This window comes from Cognatishimia activa (assembly GCF_017798205.1).
Classification (GTDB): Bacteria; Pseudomonadota; Alphaproteobacteria; order Rhodobacterales; family Rhodobacteraceae; genus Cognatishimia; species Cognatishimia activa_A.
On the sequence record NZ_CP060010.1, the window covers coordinates 1,945,165 to 1,966,097 of the forward strand.

The window sequence follows — 20,933 nt, forward strand, 5'->3', positions numbered from 1 at the left end:
CCGCGCGCAGGGCTGTCAATTCTGACAGCGACACAATTGCGTTAAGCGCGAATAAGAGACCCTGCGCCGTGGTCTGTGAAGAGCTCTAGAAGGCAAGCATTCGGGGCACGCCCGTCGAGAATAACCACCGCACGCACTCCGTCTTTGATGGCGTCGAGCGCGGTCTCGGTTTTCGGGATCATGCCGCCTGCAATTGTGCCATCCTCGATGAAATCACGGATCATTTGCGCGCTAAGCTCGGTGATGACCTCGCCGTCCTTGTTTTTCACGCCCGAGACATCGGTCAACAGCAACAGGCGGTCGGCTTTCAAAGCTCCCGCGATGGCGCCAGCGGCGGTGTCTCCGTTGACGTTAAACGTCTCGCCATCACGGCCTGCGCCCAGTGGAGCGATCACCGGGATTGTGCCGTTCGCGGCCATATCCTGAAGGACGGTCGGGTTCATATAGGAGGGCGTGCCGACGAAGCCCAAATCCGGATTGGTCTGATCACAGATCATCAGGTTCGCGTCTTTGCCAGACAGGCCCACAGCCTTGCCGCCCGCCATATTGATCGCCTGCACAATCCGTTTGTTAACAGTGCCAGAGAGCACCATCTCGACGACTTCGACGGTGGCTTTGTCTGTGACACGTTTGCCGTTCACGAACTCCGATTTTATCTCGAGCTTATCCAGCATCGCGTTGATCATCGGTCCGCCGCCATGCACGACGACCGGCTGAATGCCGACCATCTGCATCAGAACCACATCGCGCGCGAATTCCTCCATCGCCTCGTCAGAGCCCATGGCGTGACCGCCGAGCTTAATGACGACGGTTGCACCCGTATAGCGCTGCATATAGGGCAGGGCGGATGACAGGGTGCGGGCGGTGGCGATCCAATCGCGGTTCATGTTTTGCGTTCTCATGCGTAGGTCCTCTGACGGACGGGTTTAGCGGGTTCGGGGCTGGGGGCCAAGCTTTAGATCAGGTTCGCGATCAAGGCGCGTAGGGTCGGGATGCCGTCGCCTTTTTCCGAGCTGGTCAAAACGATTTCAGGAAAGGCCGCTGGGTGCTTAGACAGTTTGCTGCGCACCTGATCCATAATCTTGGCGCGGTCCTTTTCCTTGACCTTATCGGCCTTGGTCATGACGACCTGAAACGTCACAGCGGCGCTGTCGAGCAGGGACATGATTTCCTCGTCCACGTCTTTCACGCCATGACGGCTGTCAATCAGCACAAAGGCGCGGCGCAGGCCAACGCGGCCTTGCAGATATTGCTTGAGCAGGCGCTGCCATTTTTCCACCACCGCCAGCGGCGCATTGGCAAAGCCATAGCCCGGCAGGTCGACCAGATAGTGGCTCTCGGTCAGGGTAAAGAAGTTGATTTCCTGCGTGCGGCCCGGCGTATTGGAGGCACGTGCGAGACCCTTGCGCCCTGTCAACGCATTGATCAGGCTGGATTTGCCGACGTTCGAGCGGCCCGCGAAACAGACCTCAATCCGGTCATCCGCCGGCAGGCCATTCATGGCCACAACGCCCTTCAGGAAGTCCGCATTGCTGCCAACGAAAAGCTTGCGGCCCTTTTCGCGGCTGATCTCATCAGGCTCTTCGACAATAGGGAAAGGCAGTTGCATCAGATCAGCCCCAACTTGTCGCCAACACGGACGAGGCCGCCTTGGGTGACGGCTATTTTGACGGAGAAGTCTTTGTGCCCGAATGTCTGCAAGGCACCCAGAGTATCCGCATCGCGCTCGCCTGTGTCAGGGTTTGATGTGGTCGCCATGCACCGTTCGGTGCGTTCGCGGACGCTCACCACAGCATCACCCAAGCGCAGGTCGCGGCCGACCCAGTCGAGCTCTTCCCACGCGGGCAGACCGTCAAACCAAATATTGCCGCGCCAACGATGGATCGACAGATCCTTGCCTAACTGCGCTTCTACAGCTTTGTGAGACGCATGGTTGCAGAGTGTCAGCGACGGCCAGCTGCTGTCGGTGAACCCTTGCTCCGACGCTTCGATCAGTTTCACAGGCTTGGCACGCCCCTCTGGCATCAGCGGCATGACCCACTCCAGAAACGTGGCCTGATCCGCGTTTGGATCAAACAGCAGATCGTCCAGATCAGGGTGGCTGAGGCGCAGTTGATGTGCTTCGGTCTTGCAGGTGATTGCCATCAATTTCGGAGACCCAGCCGCACGCGTGAAATTGGTGCAGCGCACCCAATTGGTGCCATCGAGTTTCGCGGCCTCATGGGCGACGGCCCAAAGACGATCCCCGGGCATGCTCTGCCCGGGGACCAATGTGACTTCACTTACTTCTTCCCGCCCATGCGCCTTAATGGGGTGGCGCCAGAGCGACGTGACGGTCAGTGTCATTTCTCTTCCTTCGGCTTGCGCTTGAAGCCCGATTTGATGTTGCCAAAGACATCAGGCTTATAGCCGTGGATCCGCATGATCGAATATTGCTGAATGAAGGTGATCAGGTTGTTCGCGATCCAGTAAACCACCAGACCCGAGGCAAAGCTGCCCAGCATGAACATGAAGACCCAAGGCATCCAGGCAAAGATCATCTGCTGGGTCGGATCAGTTGGGGCCGGGTTCAGCTTTTGTTGCAGCCACATGGAGACACCCAGGATGATGGGCAGAACACCAAGGCTGAAGATAAAGAAGAAGCTATCCGGGCTTGGCGTTGCATAGTTGAGCAAACCAAACAGGTTCAGGATCGAGCTTGGATCCGGTGCCGAGAGGTCGGTGATCCAACCCACCCAAGGCGCGTGGCGCAGTTCGAGCGTCACGAAGATCACCTTATAGAGCGAGAAGAAGATCGGGATCTGCAGAAGGATCGGCAGACAGCCCGCAGCCGGGTTTACCTTTTCCTTCTTGTAGAGCTCCATCATGGATTGCTGCATTTTTTGACGGTCGTCGCCGGCCGCTTCTTTCAGCTTCTCCATCTGCGGCTGCAGTTCTTTCATCTTGGCCATGGACGCATAAGACCGATAGGCCAGCGGGAAGAGCACGATCTTGATGATCACGGTCAGACCAATGATCGCCCAGCCCATATTGCCGATCAGCTCGTTCAGGTAATGCAGCAGGGCAAAGATCGGCTTCGTCAGGAAGAAGAACCAACCCCAGTCGATGGAATCAAGGAACCCGGTGATGCCGCCCTCACGCTCGTAGGCGCGGATGGTGGCCCATTCTTTGGCACCGGCGAATAGCTGGCTGTCGACAGTGATGGTTTGGCCCGCGGCAATGGTTTGCGTCGGCATAACGGCCTCGGCTTGATAGATGCCGCGACGGTCGTCGTATTTGCCAACGGCTTTGAAGCCAGAGTTCTGCGACGGGATCAGCGTCGCCATCCAGTAGTGGTCGGTAAAGCCGATCCAGCCGTTTTCCGCGACGGAAATGGACTCTGCCTTGGCACCTTCGGTCTGGTTGAACTCGAAGTCGACCATATTGTCATAGCTGGTCTCGGTGAGTTCGCTGTCGGTCATCGAGATCAGACCTTCGTGCAAGATGAAGAAGTTCTTCAGATCCACGGGTTCGCCATGACGGGCGAGGATGCCGTAAGGCGCCAAAGACACGGTGCCCGCGCCTGTGTTCTCAACCGTCTGTTTGACCGAGAACATGTAGTTCGCGTCAACCGAGACTTCGCGGCGGAAGGTCAGGCCCGCGCCATTGTCCCACGCCAGAATGATAGGCGAGGTTTCGGTCAGCGCGTCGCCCGTTTCCAGCGACCAGATGGTGTTTGCGCCAGGCACTTCATCAAGGCTCAGACCTGCGCCTGGGGCCCAGCCATAAAGCGCGTAATAACCGCCTGGCTCTGTACGAGGTTTAAACAGGTGAACGATGTCCGCGTCGGGCGCCTGAGTTTCGCGATAGTCTTTGAGGGACAGATCGTTGATGCGACCACCCTGCAAAGAGATGGAACCTTTCAGGCGCGCGGTCTCAATGGCGACAGTTTCAACTTGTACCGCTGGCGCCTCAGCCTGTGTGGTTTCGCCGGTCGATGTGGTGGACACAGGCGCGGCTGCTGTTGGCGTTGCAGTTTGCGTCGCCGTGGTGGCGTTGGGATCTTCGGTGACCGGAGGCTCTGCCGGTGGGAAGAAATACATCCAAACCAAAAGAACGGCGAGGCTGAGGCCTGTTGCCAGAATTAGATTCTTATTGTTGTCGTCCATGACGCGGGGCCACCTGTTTTCCTGGACGTCCCGGCGATTGCCGCGCGCGCCCGTCTTTAACCTTTGGATGCACCTATGCTTTGCCCGGCACAGGGACAAGGGTGCAATAGCTCAGGGTGGTTCAACAGAGGTCAGCGCCAAAGGTCAAGCGGATTCCCCCTGTGGCGGCTTGGCAGGCGGGGGAACGGGCGGATTTACCCAGTTTTTCGGTCCAGAGAGGGGAGTGACGACAGTTTCTTCGCATGCGCGCGCATCCAGGGAATCGTGTCTTTCAGTGGCATTGGACGCGCAATTCCATAGCCCTGTACATGCCCACAGCCCAATTGCGCGAGCATCGTGTGTTCGCCAGCGGTTTCCACGCCTTCGGCCAAAGTCTCAATCCCCAACTGTTCTGCCATGGTCACAATCGCGGCGATAAGTTTCTGTTGGTCCTGATTGCGATCGACCTCTTTGACAAAAGAGCGGTCGATTTTGAGCCGATTGGCGGAAAACCTTTGGACAGAACTGATAGAGGCATGGCCCGTCCCAAAATCATCCAGATCAATCAGGCAGCCCATTTTTGACAAATCGCGCAGGTTTCGCGCGACCACCCCATCGGGAGTTCCGGCGATCACGGATTCCAGAACTTCGATCCCGATCCGTCGCGCCGGGATCTCATGCCGCTCCAATTCCCACCCAATGCGTTCAGCAAGCATCGGATTGTGCAATTCATCGCCCGAAAAGTTGATGCCCACGCGTGCGACGTGATGCCCCTTCAAGTCCCAATCATGTAGGGCCGAAATGCTTTGGCGCAGCATTTCTTCAGACAATTGTTCCAACTGACCAAATTCGGCCAAAGTGTCCAGAAAGTCGCCGGGCGGCATGATGCCGTGTTGGGGGTGGTTCCATCGCGCCAAGGCTTCAAATCCCGTGATTGCACCAGTTTCAGTTGAAACTTGCGGCTGAAACCAGGCGATGACTTCGTTATTTGCCAGAGCATCCCGCGCCTCTTCACAGATTTTTTTGCGCGATTGGTGCTTTAGCAGAAGCGCGGGAGAAAAGGCGCGAATAGAGGAATTGCTGGCGCGTAAGGCCGCAGACAGGGCGATGGCAGCGCCCTCTTCAAGCGCGGACAGAGCATGGTCCTGCATCTGCCCGCTGATGCAAAACCCGACAGAGACTGTCACACGTGTGCTGTTTCCGTCGATCAAAACCGGACTTTCAAGCGCCGACTTGATGCGATTTGCCATATGAATGCAGATTTCCAGGTCCAGATGTTTGACAGGATGGAGCATGCACTTAAACGACCCCTCTGCGATGCGCGTGATCAGATCGCCATCTCGCAATACATGGGTCAGGCGGTCTGCAAGGCTGCGCTGGAGTTGGAAGCCGGCTGTGTCACCATGCCGACTCAAGAAATCCGGGAGGCGGTCGACTTGGACAATGAAACAGGCAGTCTTTTGGTGGTGCAGTGACAGTTTTTCAGGCCAATCATCTGTCAAAGCCTCAAGTTGAGCCGGAGTCGGCAGGCCCGTCAGACCATCCCCATTGGCTGCAATCACGGAAACAGACTGAGCCTGGCGAAATGCCAAAAATGCAAAAGGCAGCAGCAGGCCCGACATGAAAAAGCCCAAGGTGCCACCCAATTGATAGGCGATCGCACTAAGGGGAACGATGCAAAACACCAAAAGGCGCGCGTCAATTTTAGCTACCAAGGATTGCACCGAGGAGATCAGATCGTTCAGTTTCAGAATTTGCCCCATGCGCAGACCATCCAAACCTAATCAGAGTTGGATGGTCAGATTATGTGCGGAGGGTGAGTCGAAGCTTAACGTAACTTGGGAGGGAGGTCGGAATCTGCTTCGAATTTTACAGACCCCAATTCGAGGCCCGCGAAATCAAAGAGTTTCGGGTCCAACAGATGCGACGGCCGCGCGTTCATCAGGGCTCGGAACATGACCTGGCGACGTCCCGGACTGTTCTTTTCCCATTGGTCCAGAATCTGCTTTACCTGTTGGCGTTGCAGCCCGTCTTGCGACCCACAAAGATCGCAAGGGATAATCGGATAACCCATCGCCTTGGCGAATTTCTCGCAATCCTCTTCGGCCACATGCGCAAGGGGGCGATAAACAAAGAGGTCGCCTTCTTCGTTAACGAGCTTTGGCGGCATTGTCGCCAAACGGCCTCCGTGAAAGAGGTTCATAAAGAAGGTCTCGAGAATGTCATCGCGGTGATGGCCCAAAACGACAGCCGAGCAGCCTTCTTCGCGCGCGATCCTGTAGAGGTTGCCGCGCCGAAGCCTTGAGCAGAGCGCACAATATGTGCGGCCCGCCGGCACCTTGTCTTTTACGATGGAATAGGTGTCCTGATATTCAATCCGGTGCTCAACGCCCATGCGTTCCAGAAATTCAGGAAGGACGGTGGCTGGAAAGCCCGGTTGTCCCTGATCAAGATTGCAAGCAAGGATATCGACAGGCAACAGTCCACGCCATTTGAGCTCGTGCAGTACGGCCAAAAGCGTGTAGCTGTCTTTGCCACCTGACAAGCAAACCAGCCAGCGTGCGCCACGTTCTATCCATCCGTATTGTTCGATCGCTTCGCGCGTATAGCGCACGATCCGTTTGCGCAGCTTCTTGAAGCTCGCGGATGATGGCGCGCCGGCAAACAGTGGGTGAATATCGTCTTTATCTTCGTCAAGCATGTGCCGCATATGCCAAAGTTTCATTGCTGAGAAAAGCAGGAAACACAGCGGTTGCTAAGAGTGCCAAGACGTACCCCTCGATCTGGGTGATTGGAGACTTAAATGAACCGCGAACTGCTAGGTCGTCTTTTGCTGTCGGTCTTTGACGCAATATACGTGATCAACCTCGTATCGCGCCCCGATCGCTTGCGGGACATCAAGGTCCAGCTGTCGCGGTTGGGTTTGAGTTTCGACGACCCGAAGGTGGTTTTGTTTCCTGCCTCGCGGCCAGTCACCTCCGGCGATTTCCCGACGCGCGGCGCGAAAGGATGCTTCGAAAGCCATTTAGCAATATTGCGAGACCTTGAAACGAGAGGGCTAAACCGCGTTTTGATCCTCGAAGACGACGCGGACTTTTCAAGCAATATAGACGAAATACTTTTCCCGCTGCTGAGAGATCTTTCCCAGAGCGAATGGGACATATTCCTGGGGTATCCGCCGGATGGCTTTCGGCCTTCGAACTCAGGACTTGCGCGGCTTCCTGCTGATGTGCCGTCTGTTAAGCTTCACTGCTATGGCGTCACAAAGGACGCCGCCCATTTAGCAGTTCCATTCCTGGAGAAAATTTACATGCGACCTGGAGGCCATCCCCTCGGAGGCGCAATGCATGTGGATGGCGCCTACAATTGGTTTCGAAAAGCATATCCCGACGTAAGAACGCTTATATCCATGACGCCAATTGCACATCAGAGGTCATCTAAAACCGACATACATCCGCTGAGTTGGTTTGACCGGTGGCCCATCCTGAAAGATGCGACAAAGTCTCTAAGACGGCTTCGTGTTGCTTTAAATTCGACCAAGCTCTTTTAGCTGACGCTGCAGGCTGGTGGCTTCGGGCGCTCCAATATCCAACGCAAAGACATAGGCATGCGTGAGATAGAATGCTTTAGCGTCTATCGCTGCGGCGCATTCCGCCGCCTCAGTATAGAGCGCGACCAGAGCGGGTTTGTCGTCCCGCTCGTGCGCTTTCAAAAGCCGCGCGTCTAAGGTGCTCATTCCGCCGCGATTTTCTGGCGACGTTTGGCGATTTTCTCGGCGACCCATTGGTGGAACAGATGGGTCGGCCCGTCCATCGCAGGTGAGAACCGTCCGCCGTCAAAACCCGGCGCATGGCGGCCGCGCTGCATGCCTTCGACCACAAAGACGTCCTCTTCAAAGACCACTTTCCACTGCGCCGCGTTTTTGGCGCGCAGGGCCTCATCGGTGTCCTCTTCGGAATAATAGAGGTGAATATGTTCCGCCGTCTGATCCATGGCCTTGGGTTCCAGAATAATCGCGAACGCATGATCGCGCTGGGCGCCGAGCATCACATTGGGGAAGACTGTGATATATTCCGCGCCTTCGTTCCATTTGTCTGAAAGCCCAGGAAAATCCGGGAAGACCTCACCGTTCTCGCCTTCGATCTGACGATAGACCAAGGTGCCTTGGCCGGAGTATTTGCCGGGCTCTTCGATATTATAGTGATCCTCAAGGCGGGAATAGCTGTTTAGGCCGGGGTGCACCCAAGGCAGGTGATAGCTCTCGCAATAGTTCTCGACTGCGAGTTTCCAGTTGGTTGCGACGTCCAGACGAAAATAGCTGCCCTCACCGCCATGAATATGCGGGCTGTCAAATTCGGACCAGCGGGCCATGAGGTCGGCGTTCACCTCTTCAAAGGGTGCAGCAGTTCCGGAAAGGTTCACGAAGACGACATCACGCCAGATGTAGCTGGGCACTTCGATCAGACCTAAAGTGCTGCGGTCCATATCGTCATGGGTGTTCATGCCGGGGCCGCCCACATGCGGCGTGGCGACCAGTCGGCCATCCGTGCCGTAGCACCAGCTGTGATAGGGGCAGCGGATCGCGCCTTCGATCTTGCGAGGCTCGCTGACAAGGATCATGCCGCGATGGCGGCAGATGTTGTGAAACACACGCACTGTGCCTTTCTTGTCGCGCAACAGCAACAGCGGCGCGCCGAGGAATTCGATGGGTTTGGCGTCTCCGGGCTCTGGCACATCGGCGGCAACCGCAAGGCCTGACCATTGCTCATAAAGCAAAGCATCTCGCTCCTCGGCAAAAACCCTGGGATCGGTGTAATGGGCATTTGGCAAACCGTTCGCCTTGGCAATCGGGCGGGCTACGCCTGAGATGTCTGTGACCATAGCTGCGTCCTCCGTCGCTGGTGGGATAATGCTACGCCCGAAATCGCCCGACGCAAAATATCATGGCGACAGGAGTTTTCTCACAGCGACATCAAACGCCTGTTTCTGGCCCCTGTGTGAGGCCTGAAACGGATCAGAACGGTTTGTCCCACCAATGCTGAGTCGTCGGAAACTTTGGCGGCAGGCCAACGTCCTGACGCAGATGATCTGACAGCACTTGCGTCGCGTCGGGCCTGCGAGGCGCGGGTTTCAGCGCTTCTTTGATCAGAACGATAACAATCCGCCTCAGGCCGAATTGCTGGATCAAATGCGCCAGCATCAGTTGCAGGTCCTGCAGCGGGGACGGGTTTTCAGTACGAGTCATGGGTTTTGTCGCCTCGTGCGGCGATCCTCTATCAATGGTGAAAATGGGAGTCCGGGTGTGGACGAAAGATCAGATTTTGGTCTGAGAATGGTTCAAACGAGAGAAGGGGAAAGGCGGATTAAACCGCGTTGCGCCATGTCCCGCCGGTAAAGCCGATTAGACGGTGGCGATAACGTGCTGCGATAGACATGGTACGCCTCCTCTGGCTTAGCGTTGAACTGACGCTGTTATAGGCGGCGCTGGGTTTTTTGATAGTGGGGATTTCCTGTACCCCCGAGACCTCAGTCTTTCGTCGCGGAATTGCAACAGCCCTTTGAGTGGGTGTCGGTGCCCGGCACAGGATCATAACCACTGCTGCCCCAAGGGTGGCAGCGCCCGATACGGCGCAGGGTCAAGAGGCTGCCTTTGATGCCCCCGTGTTTTTCCAAAGCCTCAAGCGCATAGGCGGAACAGGTCGGCTGATAGCGGCAATTATGCCCGACCCATGGGCTAAAGATCAGCCTATAGGCGCGCACGGGCAGGGCGGCGATATGGGCGAGCGGGCTCATGTGCGACTCTCATGCAGCTTTTTCAAAGCATAGATAAGGTCGCGTTTGAGCTCTTCAAAGGGGCGGGCGGCGGTGACCTCGGCGCGGCCGATCAGGACATAGTCCCATCCCGCGTGACCTTTTTGGGGCAAGATCGCCCGCGCGGCCTCACGCATACGCCGTTTTGCGCGATTACGCGCGACTGCGTTGCCGACTTTCTTGGAGCAGGTAAAGCCCACGCGCACAGCCTGCGGATCATGCGGCTCGCCGTCGCGGCGTTTGCGCGCCTGAACCATCATGGATTTCGTGCCCTGCCGACGAGCGCGCGACGCCGCCACAAAATCCTTGCGGGTTTTAATGACGTTCAGACATGACGAAGCCGCCGGAGGGGTCTCCCCCGTTGTGGCTGAGCCATCTTTGGGGGCCTCCGGCGGCGTCATATTCTTTACCTAAAGGCTGAGGCTTACGCGCTCAGCGCCTTGCGGCCACGTGCACGACGTGCGTTCAGGATCTTGCGACCAGCTTTCGTAGCCATACGCGCACGGAAGCCGTGGCGGCGCTTGCGAACCAGGTTGCTAGGTTGGTAGGTGCGTTTCATCGCTCCGTCTCCGTACTTATTAAGGGGCCTGCGCCGACTCACATCGGGCTGACGTTCTATTCGAAGCCCTGCCTATAGGGGTGGCTTGGGGGGAAGTCAAACGCCGATCCCCGGTTTTGCAACAAAAATGCTGCGGTCGGGGGTGGGAATGTTTCAATTCCATTACAATATGGCCGCTTTCATCACAGAAGACGTGATCAAGTTCAAGCGCCTGTGAACACCCTTTCGATCTTGCGCACTAAAGGACATCTTGGGGTCACCCGAAGCCAAGAGATAGGTAAGATGTCAGATATGAGTGAAGCCCCAAAGTCCGGATTGGCCAAGCGCCTGCCGTTGATCGCAATTCTTGTGGTGGCCGCAATCGGAGCCTTTACCCTGCGCGACTATCTCACCTTTGAAACCCTGCGCGACAACCGCGAGGCCCTGCTGGCCTTCCGCGATGCGAACTACTTCGCAACTGTGGCTGTCTTTATGTTGGCCTATGTAGTGATCGTGGCCTTCAGCCTGCCCGGCGCGACCATCGCAACGCTCACGGGTGGCTTTCTCTTCGCGACCTTCCCGGGCGCATTGTTCAACGTCACCGCAGCCACTATCGGCGCGATCCTGATCTTTATGGCCGCACGTTGGGGTCTTGGCGAACGGCTCGCGGCCAAGATGGAAGGCTCTGAGGGCGCGGTGAAGAAAATCAAAGACGGCATTGATGAAAACCAATGGTCAATGCTGTTCCTGATCCGCCTTGTGCCAGCAGTGCCGTTCTTTGTGGCGAACCTTGTCCCCGCGCTCGTGGGCGTGCCGCTCAACCGCTTTGCCATCTCGACCTTCCTCGGCATCATCCCGGGCGGCGTGGTCTATACCTCTGTCGGCGCTGGCCTTGGCGAAGTCTTCGCTCGCGGCGAAACCCCGAACCTTGGCATTATCTTTGAACCTCAAATCCTGCTGCCGATCCTTGGCCTCTGTGCCCTCGCAGCGCTTCCTATCGTCATCAAAGCCCTGCGCAGCCAAAAGGACTGATCCCGATGAAACACATTAAAACTGATCTTCTCGTCATTGGAGCGGGTTCTGGCGGGCTGTCCGTCGCAGCAGGCGCAGTCCAGATGGGCGCAGATGTAACCCTGCTTGAGGGCCACAAAATGGGCGGAGACTGTCTGAACTTTGGCTGTGTGCCCTCAAAGGCACTGATCGCCAGCGGCAAAGCGGCCTGGGGTCAGGCGCATGCCTCAAAGTACGGTGTGGCGGATGTGGTGCCTCAGGTGGACTACGCCGCTGCGAAGGATCACGTCGCCGATGTCATCGCGGAAATCGAGCCCAACGACTCGGTGGAGCGTTTTGAAAGCCTCGGTGTGCGGGTCATTCAGGAATATGGCGAATTCGTCTCGGACCGTGAGGTTAAAGCCGGCGACACGCTGATTAAGGCCCGCCGTGTTGTGATTTCGACCGGCTCCTCGCCTTTCGTTCCGCCGATCCCCGGTTTGGACACTGTGCCCTATCAAACCAATGAAACGCTGTTTGAACTGCGCGAGCAGCCAAAGCACCTCTTGGTGATCGGCGGCGGCCCCATCGGCATGGAAATGGCGCAGGCGCATCGTCGTCTTGGATCCGAGGTCACAGTCATCGAAGGTATGAAGGCGCTGGGCAAGGATGATCCGGAACTGGCCGCGATCGTTCTGGAAAACCTGCGCGCAGAAGGTGTTCAGATCGAAGAGGGCGCTTTGGTCTCTGAAGTGCGCGGCAAAGAGGGCGCGATTGAGGTCGAAGTCCAAGACGGCCGCGTCTTTAAAGGCACCCACCTATTGATGGCGGCAGGTCGCAAACCCAATATCGACAAGCTGAATCTTGAGGCCGCAGGCATTGAGACCACCCGCACCGGCATCAAGGTTGACGCCGGCATGCGCACCAGCAACCGTCGCGTCTACGCCATTGGTGATGTCGCGGGCGGCCTGCAATTCACCCATGTGGCCGGATACCATGCGGGCCTCATCATCCGCTCCGCGCTCTTTGGCCTGCCTGCCAAAGAACGCACCGACCATATCCCTTGGGCCACCTACACCGAGCCAGAAATGGCCCAAGTCGGGATGACGGAAGCGCAAGCGAGAGACGCGCACGGCGACGCGCTCGAAGTCGCGCGCTTCCACTACACCCACAACGACCGCGCCATTGCGGAACGCAAAACCAAAGGCCTGATCAAAGTCATGGTCGTCAAAGGCCGCCCTATCGGAGCCTCCATTGCAGGCTATCAGGCGGGTGAACTCATCAACCTCTGGGCGCTCGTGATCGCCAACAAACTGAAAATGTCCGCCGTCGCCAATATGGTCGCACCCTATCCCACGGTCGGAGAGTTGAATAAACGTGCCGCAGGTGCTTATTTCTCTCCAAGACTATTTGAAAACCCTAAGGTGAAATCAGTGGTGCGCTTCGTGCAGCGCTGGCTGCCTTAAGGCCCACGGCAAGGACCCGGCGGCGCATATGCTTAGAACCCTCTCAGGACGGTTTCTCATTCTGACCATCATCTTTGTGATGGTGGCAGAAGTCCTGATCTTTGTGCCGTCGATTGCGCGGTTCCGTGAGGACTATCTCTTGTCGCGTCTTGAGCGCGCCCAGATCGCGTCGCTGGCCTTGCTGGCCGACGATATGATCAGCAAAGAGCTTGAGACCGAGCTGTTGCGCAACGCCGAGGTCTATAACGTCGTGCTCAGACGCGACGAGGTGCGCCAGCTGATGCTCAGCTCAGAGATGCCAGCGCCTATTCAGGACACATTCGATTTGCGTGATCCTTCCGCGTGGACGTTGATCTACGACGCGATGGCGCGCCTGTTTAAGCCAGAGCCCGAAGTCATCCGCGTCATAGGCGCACCGGTCCTTGAGGCCGGCTTGCTTATCGAAGTCACGATCTGGACCAAAGACCTGCGCAACGCCATGGTGGATTATGGGCTAAACATTCTGATCCTCTCCGCTGTGATCTCGATCTTCACGGCGTCCTTACTGTTTGTCGCTGTGCGGATGATCCTGGTGAAGCCCATCAAAGGCGTCGTCGGCTATATGCAACGCTATGCCGCCGCGCCCGAGGACGCCCGCCGTATTATTCAGCCCGGCGCAGGGGTTGAAGAGCTGCGCGAAGCAGAAGTGGCGCTGCAGACGCTTCAGACTGAACTGACTGCGGCTTTGAAGCAGCGTGAACGCTTGGCTCAACTCGGCGGCGCCGTCGCTAAAGTCAGCCACGATCTGCGCAATATTTTGACGTCGGCTCAGCTGTTCACCGACCGCATCGAGATGTCCGAAGACCCGACGGTTAAACGCATGGCCCCCAAGCTCGTGAACTCGATCACACGCGCGGTGCATCTTTGCGAAAGCACGCTGGCATTCGGGAAAGCCGAGGAGCCAGCCCCTAAATTGACGGATGTGCCCATCTCCGACGTGGTTCAGGATGTGGTGGAATCTGAAAGCCTCGCCATCGGTGATTTTGATCTGAAACTCACCAACAAAGTGGCTCAAGGCGCGTTGGTCATGGCCGATGCCGAGCAGCTCTACCGCGTGATCCACAACCTAGTCCGCAACGCGCGACAAGCGATTGTCGCCGCAGGGCAGGCAGGCGAAATCACGATTTCGCTCGATGATGCCACAGACCATAGCCTCATCCGCGTCAGTGACACTGGCCCTGGTCTGCCACCCAAAGCGCTCGAGCATCTTTTCAAGCCATTTCAAGGCGGTATGCGCAAAGGCGGCACCGGTCTTGGCCTTGCGATTTCCTCTGAGCTGATCCGAGGTCATGGCGGCGAGCTGACCCTTGAGAAGAGTGATGAAAGCGGCACGGTCTTCAAAATCTTTCTGCCAAAGGGCGACGCGGCAGAAATCTGAAAAAAGTCACTTTTTGCGCTTGCGAGTCGCGCAGCTTAGGATTAAACCGCCCCTCACACCGCGCTCTGGTAGCTCAGCTGGATAGAGTACTTGACTACGAATCAAGGGGTCGGGGGTTCGAATCCTCCCCAGAGCGCCATTTTCCCAAAATAGCTGATGCTAAGCCTGAACTAGTTCTCATGCGGATCGCCATCGTGCTTACGTTTGCAAGGCATGCGCTCCAGTCGGGCAATTCACGGGGAGCCGCAAACATCCGCTACCCCACCTGACTCCCCTGACCGAAAACCTCCTCAATCCTCACGAAATGCCTTGTTGAAGTAATCAACAAGCGGTTTTGTCAGATAGTTTAGGGGAGAGCGCTCAGAGGTCTTAATAAAAGCTTCCACAGGCATACCGGGGAGTAGCTCTTGACCCTCAAGCTTTTCCAACTCGCCACTCAATGGAAGCAACTCTGCCTGATAATAGGACAACCCCGTGCGCTCGTCGGTGAAAACGTCAGCCGACAGTCGCGTAACCTGTCCCATGATTTCAGGCGTAAACCTCTGATCAAAAGCCGAGAACCTAAGCGAGACCTCTTGGCCAACATGAACTTGGTCTATGTGGATCGACTCGATGCGGGACGAAACGACCAATGGCTGGTCTTGAGGGATCACGAACATGATTGGTTGCGCCGGGGATATGACGGATTGGACTGCGAAAATTTGGCTGTCATAGATGACTCCGGAAACAGGCGTACGGATTTCCAGTCGCGCAAGGGTTTCAAGCAATGCCAAGCGGCGCTCTGACAGTTCCAACTCTTGGTGCCCGATCTCGCGCAGGCTGGTGATGGCCTCTTCGCGGGTCTGGGTCTGGAGCCTAAGTTTTTGAATTTCCAAACCGGCGATCTCGCCTTTCAGCAGGGCAATATTAGACTGAAAGCTTCCAATCTCCCCCTTAAGACGAGAATGCTCCCGCCGTTGCGCAATCAGGCGGTTTGCCTGCGTCAGGCCTTTGTCAAAAAGCGCTTGAATGTCAGAGAGTTCTTCCGCGACGAGGACCTCTTGTTCTTTGAAGGCGCTCAGTTGGGATTGCGCGCCTTGAATTTGGTTGGACGCCTGAAGGATTTGTTCTTCAAGCTGCGCCGTTTCCTGTTCAAGCGCGTCTTTGCGCGCATGGAAAAGGCGCTCTTGGCCTTTCAAAAGCTCGGTAAATTGTGCGTTTTCGCGAAAGCCTTTCGTGGGGTCGTCCCCAAAGGAAAGGCTCTCAGCATCGTCGCGTTCGGCAACCAATCGCGCGCGGCGGGCGAAAAGTTCAAACAGCTGACCTTCGACGATGGCCAGTTCCGAGGTCAAAAGCGTATCATCCAGATGCAGCAGAACGTCTCCGGCGTCCACATGATCTCCGTTTTTGACATGAATATCACCGACGACTCCTCCTTCTGGATGCTGGATGACTTGGCGGTTGCTTTCTACTTGGATCATACCCGAGGAAACCACGGCACCAGATATTTTGGCGTTGACGCTCCAAACACCCAACCCGCCGACAAGGCCGAGGATTGCCAGATAGCCAATCGAAAGCGGCAAGCGCGCGGTCCAAGTTTTTGTCGGGCGTTCCTGCGCGCTCATGCGGTTGCTCCTTGACGCAGAGATTGCTGGACCTTGTCTTTGTTTTTCAGGCTGGATTGCAGCACTTCGTCGCGTGGCCCGTCGGCCTTGATGCGTCCGGCGTCAATCACGACCAAACGGTCGCATTCCGCGATGGCCATTGGACGGTGCGTCATGATGATGACCGTGCGATCTGTCGATTTAAAGCCGCGAACAGCCTTGTTGAGGGCCTCAGACCCTTCGGCATCAAGCGCCGAGTTTGGTTCATCCAGCACCAGTAAAACCGGATCGTCATATAGGGCGCGCGCAAGGGCGATGCGTTGTTTTTGACCGCCTGAAAGCTGACTGTCCTGGCCGTGCACGATGGTTTGATACCCATCTGGCAGGGACAGGATCATGTCATGAGCATTGGCGCGTTGGGCGGCCTCAACGACTTTTTCGTCGTCAGGAGTTTCGGACATACGCGCGATGTTTTCGGCAATCGTTCCGCTGAAAAGTGTCACGTTTTGAGGTAGATAGCCGACGTATTTGCCGAACTCGTCCAAGTCGTATTGGGTGAGTGTCGCGCCTCCCAAACGGACCTCGCCATTTGCTGGCTGGATAATCCCCATCAAGGTTTTTGCAAGTGTCGACTTGCCAGAGCCGCTCTTGCCAATGATGCCAACGACGCTTCCCGCAGGGATGTCTAAATTGATGCCCGAAAGAACGGGCTGACTGGTGTCTGGTGCAAAAACGCCAAGGTTTTTCATTGCAACCCGCGCTGCAGGCCGCGGCAGGCTTACGGCGGGTGCTTCCGGCGGTGTTGCGCGCAAAAGGCCGCCCAACTCTCGCCAGCCGGCGAGAGACCGTACGACGACTGGCCACTGCCCTATGGTTTGTTCAATCGGTGCCAAGGCGCGGCCCAACAGGATGGATCCGGCGATCATCGCTCCGGCTGTCATTTCGCCCTGCAAAACCAGCCAGGCACCAACAGCCAACATTGTGGACTGCAGAAACATGCGAAAGGCCTTTGTCATAGCAGAGAACAGCCCGGTCCAATCACTTGCGCCCATCGTCTGGTCCAACCCGTTTTCTCGCAGACCATGCCAGCGATTGGCCACAGCTGTTGTCATGCCTTGAGCACGAATTAATTCCGCGGAATGACGTGCTTGATCGGCGAAACTATGGGCTTGTTGTGAGGCGGATTGCGCCTCTGCGGTTTTGGCGCGGGTCAGCCAGTTGTTGAGCAGAGTAACAATGATCAAAAGCCCTCCACCCGCAACGGCCATCCATCCGAGGACCGGATGAAAGACAAAAATTGCAGCGACAAACAGCGGTGTCCAGGGCACGTCAAACAGAGCGAGCATCGCTGGAGAGGTGAGCGTCGCTTGAATTGTCTCAAGATCACGCAGGCCTGCGACCGGTGAATTGCGAAACTTAGGGTTCAGCGACTGCTTAAGGACTGCGCGAAAAACCCGGTCATCCAGAGAGGTCTGAAAGCGGGCCCCAAATCGTGCGAGAACGCGACCGCGTGCGTAATCCAAGATCCCCATAAGGCCAAAGAGCACCGCCACCAGAACAAAAAGCGCAACCAAGGTTTCCTCGGATCGCGAGCCAAGAACGCGGTCATATACCTGCAGCATGAACAGCGGGCCAGTTAGCATGAGGAGGTTCACGAAGACACTGAAAACAAAGACAGAACCGAGCAATCCAGAGGCCTTTCGGCGCGCCATGACCAACTCTGCTTTACCCAATTTGCTCATTGCCAATGCTCCAGACTAAACGACGTCAAATCCGTATGTGTCCGAATCTCTATACGGAGGAAATCGGGCGCGACAAAGCTCAATTTCTAATGGCCCAGCGCGATTGCCCGCAAAAACCCGCGTACCAAAAACGAACAGACCGCGCCGTTTTCGCCCCGCTGATGGATGCCGAATTCGGTCACTTGCAGACCCATTTCGGACGTCCGAAAACTGCGACTTGCCGCGGCTACGGTCTTTGTGAAACACTCCGCTGAACGTTAGGAGTTGTACTTCATGGCCTACAACCGAGGTTATGCCTTCTTGATCGCCTCGGTGTTTGCCTGGCTGCTGACCTTGGTATTGTTGGTCCAGACATTTCTGGTGTCCCCCTACATTGGTGGGGTGTTTCAAGCCAATGTCGGCGCAGGTTCAATCGTCCTTTTGCAGTCCGTACCAGATGGGCCAATCGAGGCCTCGGGGCTTGTGCCAGGCACGCAGGTTGTAGCCGTAGCAACAGCCGATGGCAGGCGTCTTGATTTGACCGGGCGAGAGGCCATCCTGGGGCGGCACGAGACCGCGAATTTCTCGATCTATAACCAAACGCTGAATGACAAAGAGCGGTTCTGGGACGTGCTCAATGAAGGCCCGTTCGACCTGATTGACGAGTACGGGCGGGCCTATCCGGTAACGCCAATTCAATCCCCTAAATTGACCGACATCGATTTTGAAACCCTGTTGAAAATGATCTTGGCCTTGGTCGTAATCATGGTGGCCGTCGGCATCTGGGTGTTTGCGCCGCCGAGCTATGCGGTGACGATGCTTGCAATCAGTGGCCTGGGGCTTTCCGTCAATATGATCTGTGGCGCGTTTCTGGCGCTAAGCGAAGTAACGATTGCGCCGGGGATCTTTCATGGAGTCATTTCTTTGGCCTCCTGGGGCGGGGCCAGTTTCTCTTTTGCGCTGCTGACGGTGATCTGGCATTTCCCCAGGCGGATTACGCGCGTGCCCGTGGCCGAGATTCTGTTCTGTATCGGCATTTTGTTGCAGTTGAACATCATGTTTCAATGGCAAGAGTTGCCGTTGAATTCTTTCGAGATCGCCCACCTCTTACCCGCCCCCGTTGCGGTTTTCGCAAGCGCAGTTCAGTGGTTCAATACACGCGGTAGACCAGTTGAGCGGGCGTCGGTTATTTGGTTCTCGCTGACGATCTATGGGTTGGTGACACTCGTTTTGGTGCTCTATTCGATCCCGGTTGTATTCGACACGCCGCCGATCCTTGGCCCCGCCATGGCAAATGTCTTGCTGGCGTTAATTTTCTTTGGCATCGCTTTGGGAACCTTGCGCTATCGTTTATTTGATGTGCATTGGATCTGGCTGCGGGTCTTGGTCTGGGTTTTTGCCGGGTTCCTTGTCCTCGCAGTTGATCTGGCCTTGGCCTATTTGCTCAATCTGAACCAACTCCAGATTCTGCCGCTTGCGCTGTTGGTAGCAGGCTGGGTGTATTTTCCTATTCGGAATCGAATGATCGAATGGCTGTTTGGCGACAAAGTCATTCAAGTGAGCGACCATATTCCGGAGTTGCTCGAGCGGTTTAGTTCAGTGCGCAATCAGGACGAAATCGACGGGCGCTTTGTGAGCTTCCTCCAACAAATCTTCAAAGCGCAAGAGGTCGCTTCGATCGATCCTATTGCACTGGAACAGTCCAAGGTCGAGAACCATGGGCTGTTTTTGCGGGTGCCGATGGTCACAAAAGGGCGTTCGATGAAGCTTGTTGGGAAGGCCAATGGGCGGCAGTTGTTTTCCGGAGCGGAAAAGAAAGCCGCGGACAGTTTTTTGCGGCTGGTGCGCTCTATCCAAGACGGAAATCATCGCGAAATCCAGCGACTGGACGAAGAACGGCGCCGCATAACGCGAGATCTTCATGATGACGTGGGTGGTAAGCTGCTCACCATGATCTACCAAGCCCCGAACGAGAAATCAGCCGAACAGGCACAAGAAGCACTGCAGGCTCTCAAAGAAACGGTGGCGGTTCTTGAGGATGCACAGGAAACGAAATTCGAAAACGCTTGGGCCGTCCTGTATGAAGAGATGTCAGAGGTTTTGCCCAACATTCAATTCGTGAACGAGCATGCCGCGCATCGGGTTCTGTCGTCACGGGAATACGTGAACCTAAAGCGGATTGTTCAAGAGCTTACGTCCAACGCGATGAAATATGCGGTGCCTGGATCTCTGGTGGTCACAACAGGCAGCACTGATAACGATGACATCGTCCTGCGTTTTCAGAACGACGTTGCCAAGCGCCCCGATACCTCGCTGAGTGGGATGAGAGGGCTGACAAACATTAAATCACGGGCCTCTGAAATGGGGGGAACTGTTGAAATAGTGATGCCGTCAGAGGAACGGTCGGAGTTCGCGATAAAGATCACCTTGCCCGCTGAGCCAACTCCGTAGATGGCTTAAACCAGGCCCGCGCGTTCGGCAAAGATTGCAGCTTCGCTTCGGCTAGAGATCTCTAGTTTTTCATAGATCTTGCCAATATGGGTGGCGACGGTATGGCGGGAAATTTCAAGAAAGCCCGCGATCTCGGGACGCGAAAACCCACGTGACAAAAGCACGAGAACTTCGGTCTCCCTTTCGGTCAGCACATCGACCCTGATGTCATCGGCATCTGCGACCTTAGGTTCCTGACCGGGTACGATCCGTTGATCATTGACCATCGCGATGAGCTTGCTCGTGATCGAAGGCGTAATAGCCGGACGACCGTCTCGTATACCAATAAAATTCTCGGTGAGTTCCTCGATGCTTCGGTCTTTAAGAAGATATCCCTGCGCACCATTGGCCAGGGCTCCCGCTAAATGAACTCCCTCGTCGTGAATGCTGGCGATAACGACATAGGCCTTGGGATGTATGGCGAAAATCTCCAGAAGAAAATCTTCACCGGACCCGTCAGGCAGGCTCAGATCCAAAACAATCAGGTCAAACGCGCGCTTTGCGATAATTGGGCGAGCTGCACTAAGAGTAGAGGCCGCGACGATCTCTGGCGATACAAATGCCCGGTTCAACACTTCGGTTAAACGATGCCGGGCGCCTTCGTGGTCTTCTATGAGCAATATAGACTGCATGGTCTCTGCATACGTTATTGTTTCCAAATCGCACTCGTTCACCTGAACTATATCCCCCCCTCAAGTGACGGATATCGCGACTCTTATCCTACTTCTAAACTTTCGTTGACGTTTGGGAAGGCGTCGCGCTCGTTTTCGAAATTTAGGCGTCGAAAGAC

At 56.2% G+C, this 20,933-nt stretch carries 20 protein-coding genes and 1 tRNA gene; 6 read left to right on the forward strand and 15 right to left on the reverse strand.

The window, feature by feature from the left end:
• Nucleotides 1-41: 41 nt before the first annotated feature.
• The 6 genes from argB to ttcA all read right to left on the reverse strand — a co-directional run bounded on the left by argB (nt 42) and on the right by ttcA (nt 6,828).
• Entirely contained in the window at nt 42-902 is an 861-nt protein-coding gene (gene argB / locus HZ995_RS09580) for an acetylglutamate kinase (protein ID WP_209355444.1), read from the reverse strand.
• 53 nt (nt 903-955) lie between these two features.
• The gene (gene yihA / locus HZ995_RS09585; RefSeq protein ID WP_209355445.1) at nt 956-1,609 is read right to left on the reverse strand and encodes a ribosome biogenesis GTP-binding protein YihA/YsxC; all 654 of its coding nucleotides are present in this window, start codon (nt 1,607-1,609) and stop codon (nt 956-958) included.
• Nucleotides 1,609-2,346, reverse strand: coding sequence for an MOSC domain-containing protein (locus HZ995_RS09590; RefSeq protein WP_209355446.1), 738 nt, complete (start codon nt 2,344-2,346; stop codon nt 1,609-1,611). Before HZ995_RS09590 ends, yihA begins: the two co-directional genes overlap by 1 nt.
• Nucleotides 2,343-4,148, reverse strand: a complete 1,806-nt coding sequence (yidC, locus tag HZ995_RS09595; RefSeq protein ID WP_209355447.1) for a membrane protein insertase YidC — start codon at nt 4,146-4,148, stop codon at nt 2,343-2,345. Before yidC ends, HZ995_RS09590 begins: the two co-directional genes overlap by 4 nt.
• Before the next feature lie 194 nt (nt 4,149-4,342).
• Nucleotides 4,343-5,890, reverse strand: a complete 1,548-nt coding sequence (locus HZ995_RS09600) for a putative bifunctional diguanylate cyclase/phosphodiesterase (RefSeq protein WP_209355448.1) — start codon at nt 5,888-5,890, stop codon at nt 4,343-4,345.
• Nucleotides 5,891-5,955: 65 nt separating this feature from the next.
• Nucleotides 5,956-6,828: a tRNA 2-thiocytidine(32) synthetase TtcA gene (ttcA, locus tag HZ995_RS09605; protein ID WP_209355449.1), complete on the reverse strand. Its 873-nt coding sequence runs from the start codon at nt 6,826-6,828 to the stop codon at nt 5,956-5,958.
• A gap of 102 nt (nt 6,829-6,930) precedes the next feature.
• Here ttcA and HZ995_RS09610 point away from each other — a divergent pair, with 102 nt between their 5' ends.
• The gene (locus HZ995_RS09610) at nt 6,931-7,677 is read left to right on the forward strand and encodes a glycosyltransferase family 25 protein (protein ID WP_209355450.1); all 747 of its coding nucleotides are present in this window, start codon (nt 6,931-6,933) and stop codon (nt 7,675-7,677) included.
• Here the strand turns inward: HZ995_RS09610 and HZ995_RS09615 are convergent.
• The 6 genes from HZ995_RS09615 to rpmH form a co-directional block, all read right to left on the reverse strand.
• Nucleotides 7,654-7,863 (reverse strand): hypothetical protein, encoded by a 210-nt coding sequence (locus tag HZ995_RS09615; protein WP_209355451.1) that lies wholly within the window; start codon nt 7,861-7,863, stop codon nt 7,654-7,656. The two genes, HZ995_RS09610 and HZ995_RS09615, sit on opposite strands and share 24 nt — an antisense overlap.
• On the reverse strand, nt 7,860-9,008 hold the full coding sequence (locus HZ995_RS09620; protein ID WP_209355452.1) for an aromatic ring-hydroxylating oxygenase subunit alpha: 1,149 nt from the start codon (nt 9,006-9,008) through the stop codon (nt 7,860-7,862). Before HZ995_RS09620 ends, HZ995_RS09615 begins: the two co-directional genes overlap by 4 nt.
• A 133-nt stretch (nt 9,009-9,141) precedes the next feature.
• Complete coding sequence (locus HZ995_RS09625) at nt 9,142-9,372, reverse strand: hypothetical protein (protein ID WP_209355453.1); 231 nt, start codon at nt 9,370-9,372, stop codon at nt 9,142-9,144.
• A gap of 281 nt (nt 9,373-9,653) precedes the next feature.
• Nucleotides 9,654-9,920 (reverse strand): membrane protein insertion efficiency factor YidD, encoded by a 267-nt coding sequence (gene yidD, locus HZ995_RS09630; RefSeq protein ID WP_209355454.1) that lies wholly within the window; start codon nt 9,918-9,920, stop codon nt 9,654-9,656.
• Nucleotides 9,917-10,339 (reverse strand): ribonuclease P protein component, encoded by a 423-nt coding sequence (rnpA, locus tag HZ995_RS09635; RefSeq protein WP_209355455.1) that lies wholly within the window; start codon nt 10,337-10,339, stop codon nt 9,917-9,919. Before rnpA ends, yidD begins: the two co-directional genes overlap by 4 nt.
• A gap of 23 nt (nt 10,340-10,362) precedes the next feature.
• Nucleotides 10,363-10,497: a 50S ribosomal protein L34 gene (rpmH, locus tag HZ995_RS09640; RefSeq protein WP_072791770.1), complete on the reverse strand. Its 135-nt coding sequence runs from the start codon at nt 10,495-10,497 to the stop codon at nt 10,363-10,365.
• A 282-nt stretch (nt 10,498-10,779) separates the two neighbouring features.
• Here rpmH and HZ995_RS09645 point away from each other — a divergent pair, with 282 nt between their 5' ends.
• The 4 genes from HZ995_RS09645 (at nt 10,780) to HZ995_RS09660 (ending at nt 14,488) form a co-directional block, all read left to right on the forward strand.
• Complete coding sequence (locus HZ995_RS09645; protein WP_209355456.1) at nt 10,780-11,508, forward strand: TVP38/TMEM64 family protein; 729 nt, start codon at nt 10,780-10,782, stop codon at nt 11,506-11,508.
• A 5-nt stretch (nt 11,509-11,513) separates the two neighbouring features.
• A complete protein-coding gene (locus HZ995_RS09650; protein ID WP_209355457.1) occupies nt 11,514-12,932 on the forward strand; it encodes a dihydrolipoyl dehydrogenase family protein in 1,419 nt (472 codons plus the stop codon).
• A gap of 28 nt (nt 12,933-12,960) precedes the next feature.
• Nucleotides 12,961-14,349, forward strand: coding sequence for a sensor histidine kinase (locus HZ995_RS09655; RefSeq protein ID WP_209355458.1), 1,389 nt, complete (start codon nt 12,961-12,963; stop codon nt 14,347-14,349).
• 62 nt (nt 14,350-14,411) lie between these two features.
• Nucleotides 14,412-14,488 (forward strand) — tRNA-Arg (locus tag HZ995_RS09660).
• A 151-nt stretch (nt 14,489-14,639) separates the two neighbouring features.
• Here the strand turns inward: HZ995_RS09660 and HZ995_RS09665 are convergent.
• Both HZ995_RS09665 and HZ995_RS09670 read right to left on the reverse strand, forming a co-directional pair.
• The gene (locus HZ995_RS09665) at nt 14,640-15,953 is read right to left on the reverse strand and encodes an HlyD family type I secretion periplasmic adaptor subunit (protein ID WP_209355459.1); all 1,314 of its coding nucleotides are present in this window, start codon (nt 15,951-15,953) and stop codon (nt 14,640-14,642) included.
• Nucleotides 15,950-17,674: a type I secretion system permease/ATPase gene (locus tag HZ995_RS09670; protein ID WP_209355460.1), complete on the reverse strand. Its 1,725-nt coding sequence runs from the start codon at nt 17,672-17,674 to the stop codon at nt 15,950-15,952. Before HZ995_RS09670 ends, HZ995_RS09665 begins: the two co-directional genes overlap by 4 nt.
• 273 nt (nt 17,675-17,947) lie before the next feature.
• Here HZ995_RS09670 and HZ995_RS09675 point away from each other — a divergent pair, with 273 nt between their 5' ends.
• Entirely contained in the window at nt 17,948-20,104 is a 2,157-nt protein-coding gene (locus HZ995_RS09675) for a sensor histidine kinase (RefSeq protein WP_209355461.1), read from the forward strand.
• Nucleotides 20,105-20,109: 5 nt separating this feature from the next.
• Here HZ995_RS09675 and HZ995_RS09680 read toward each other — a convergent pair whose 3' ends face one another.
• A complete protein-coding gene (locus tag HZ995_RS09680) occupies nt 20,110-20,802 on the reverse strand; it encodes a response regulator (protein WP_209355462.1) in 693 nt (230 codons plus the stop codon).
• Nucleotides 20,803-20,933 lie beyond the last annotated feature (131 nt).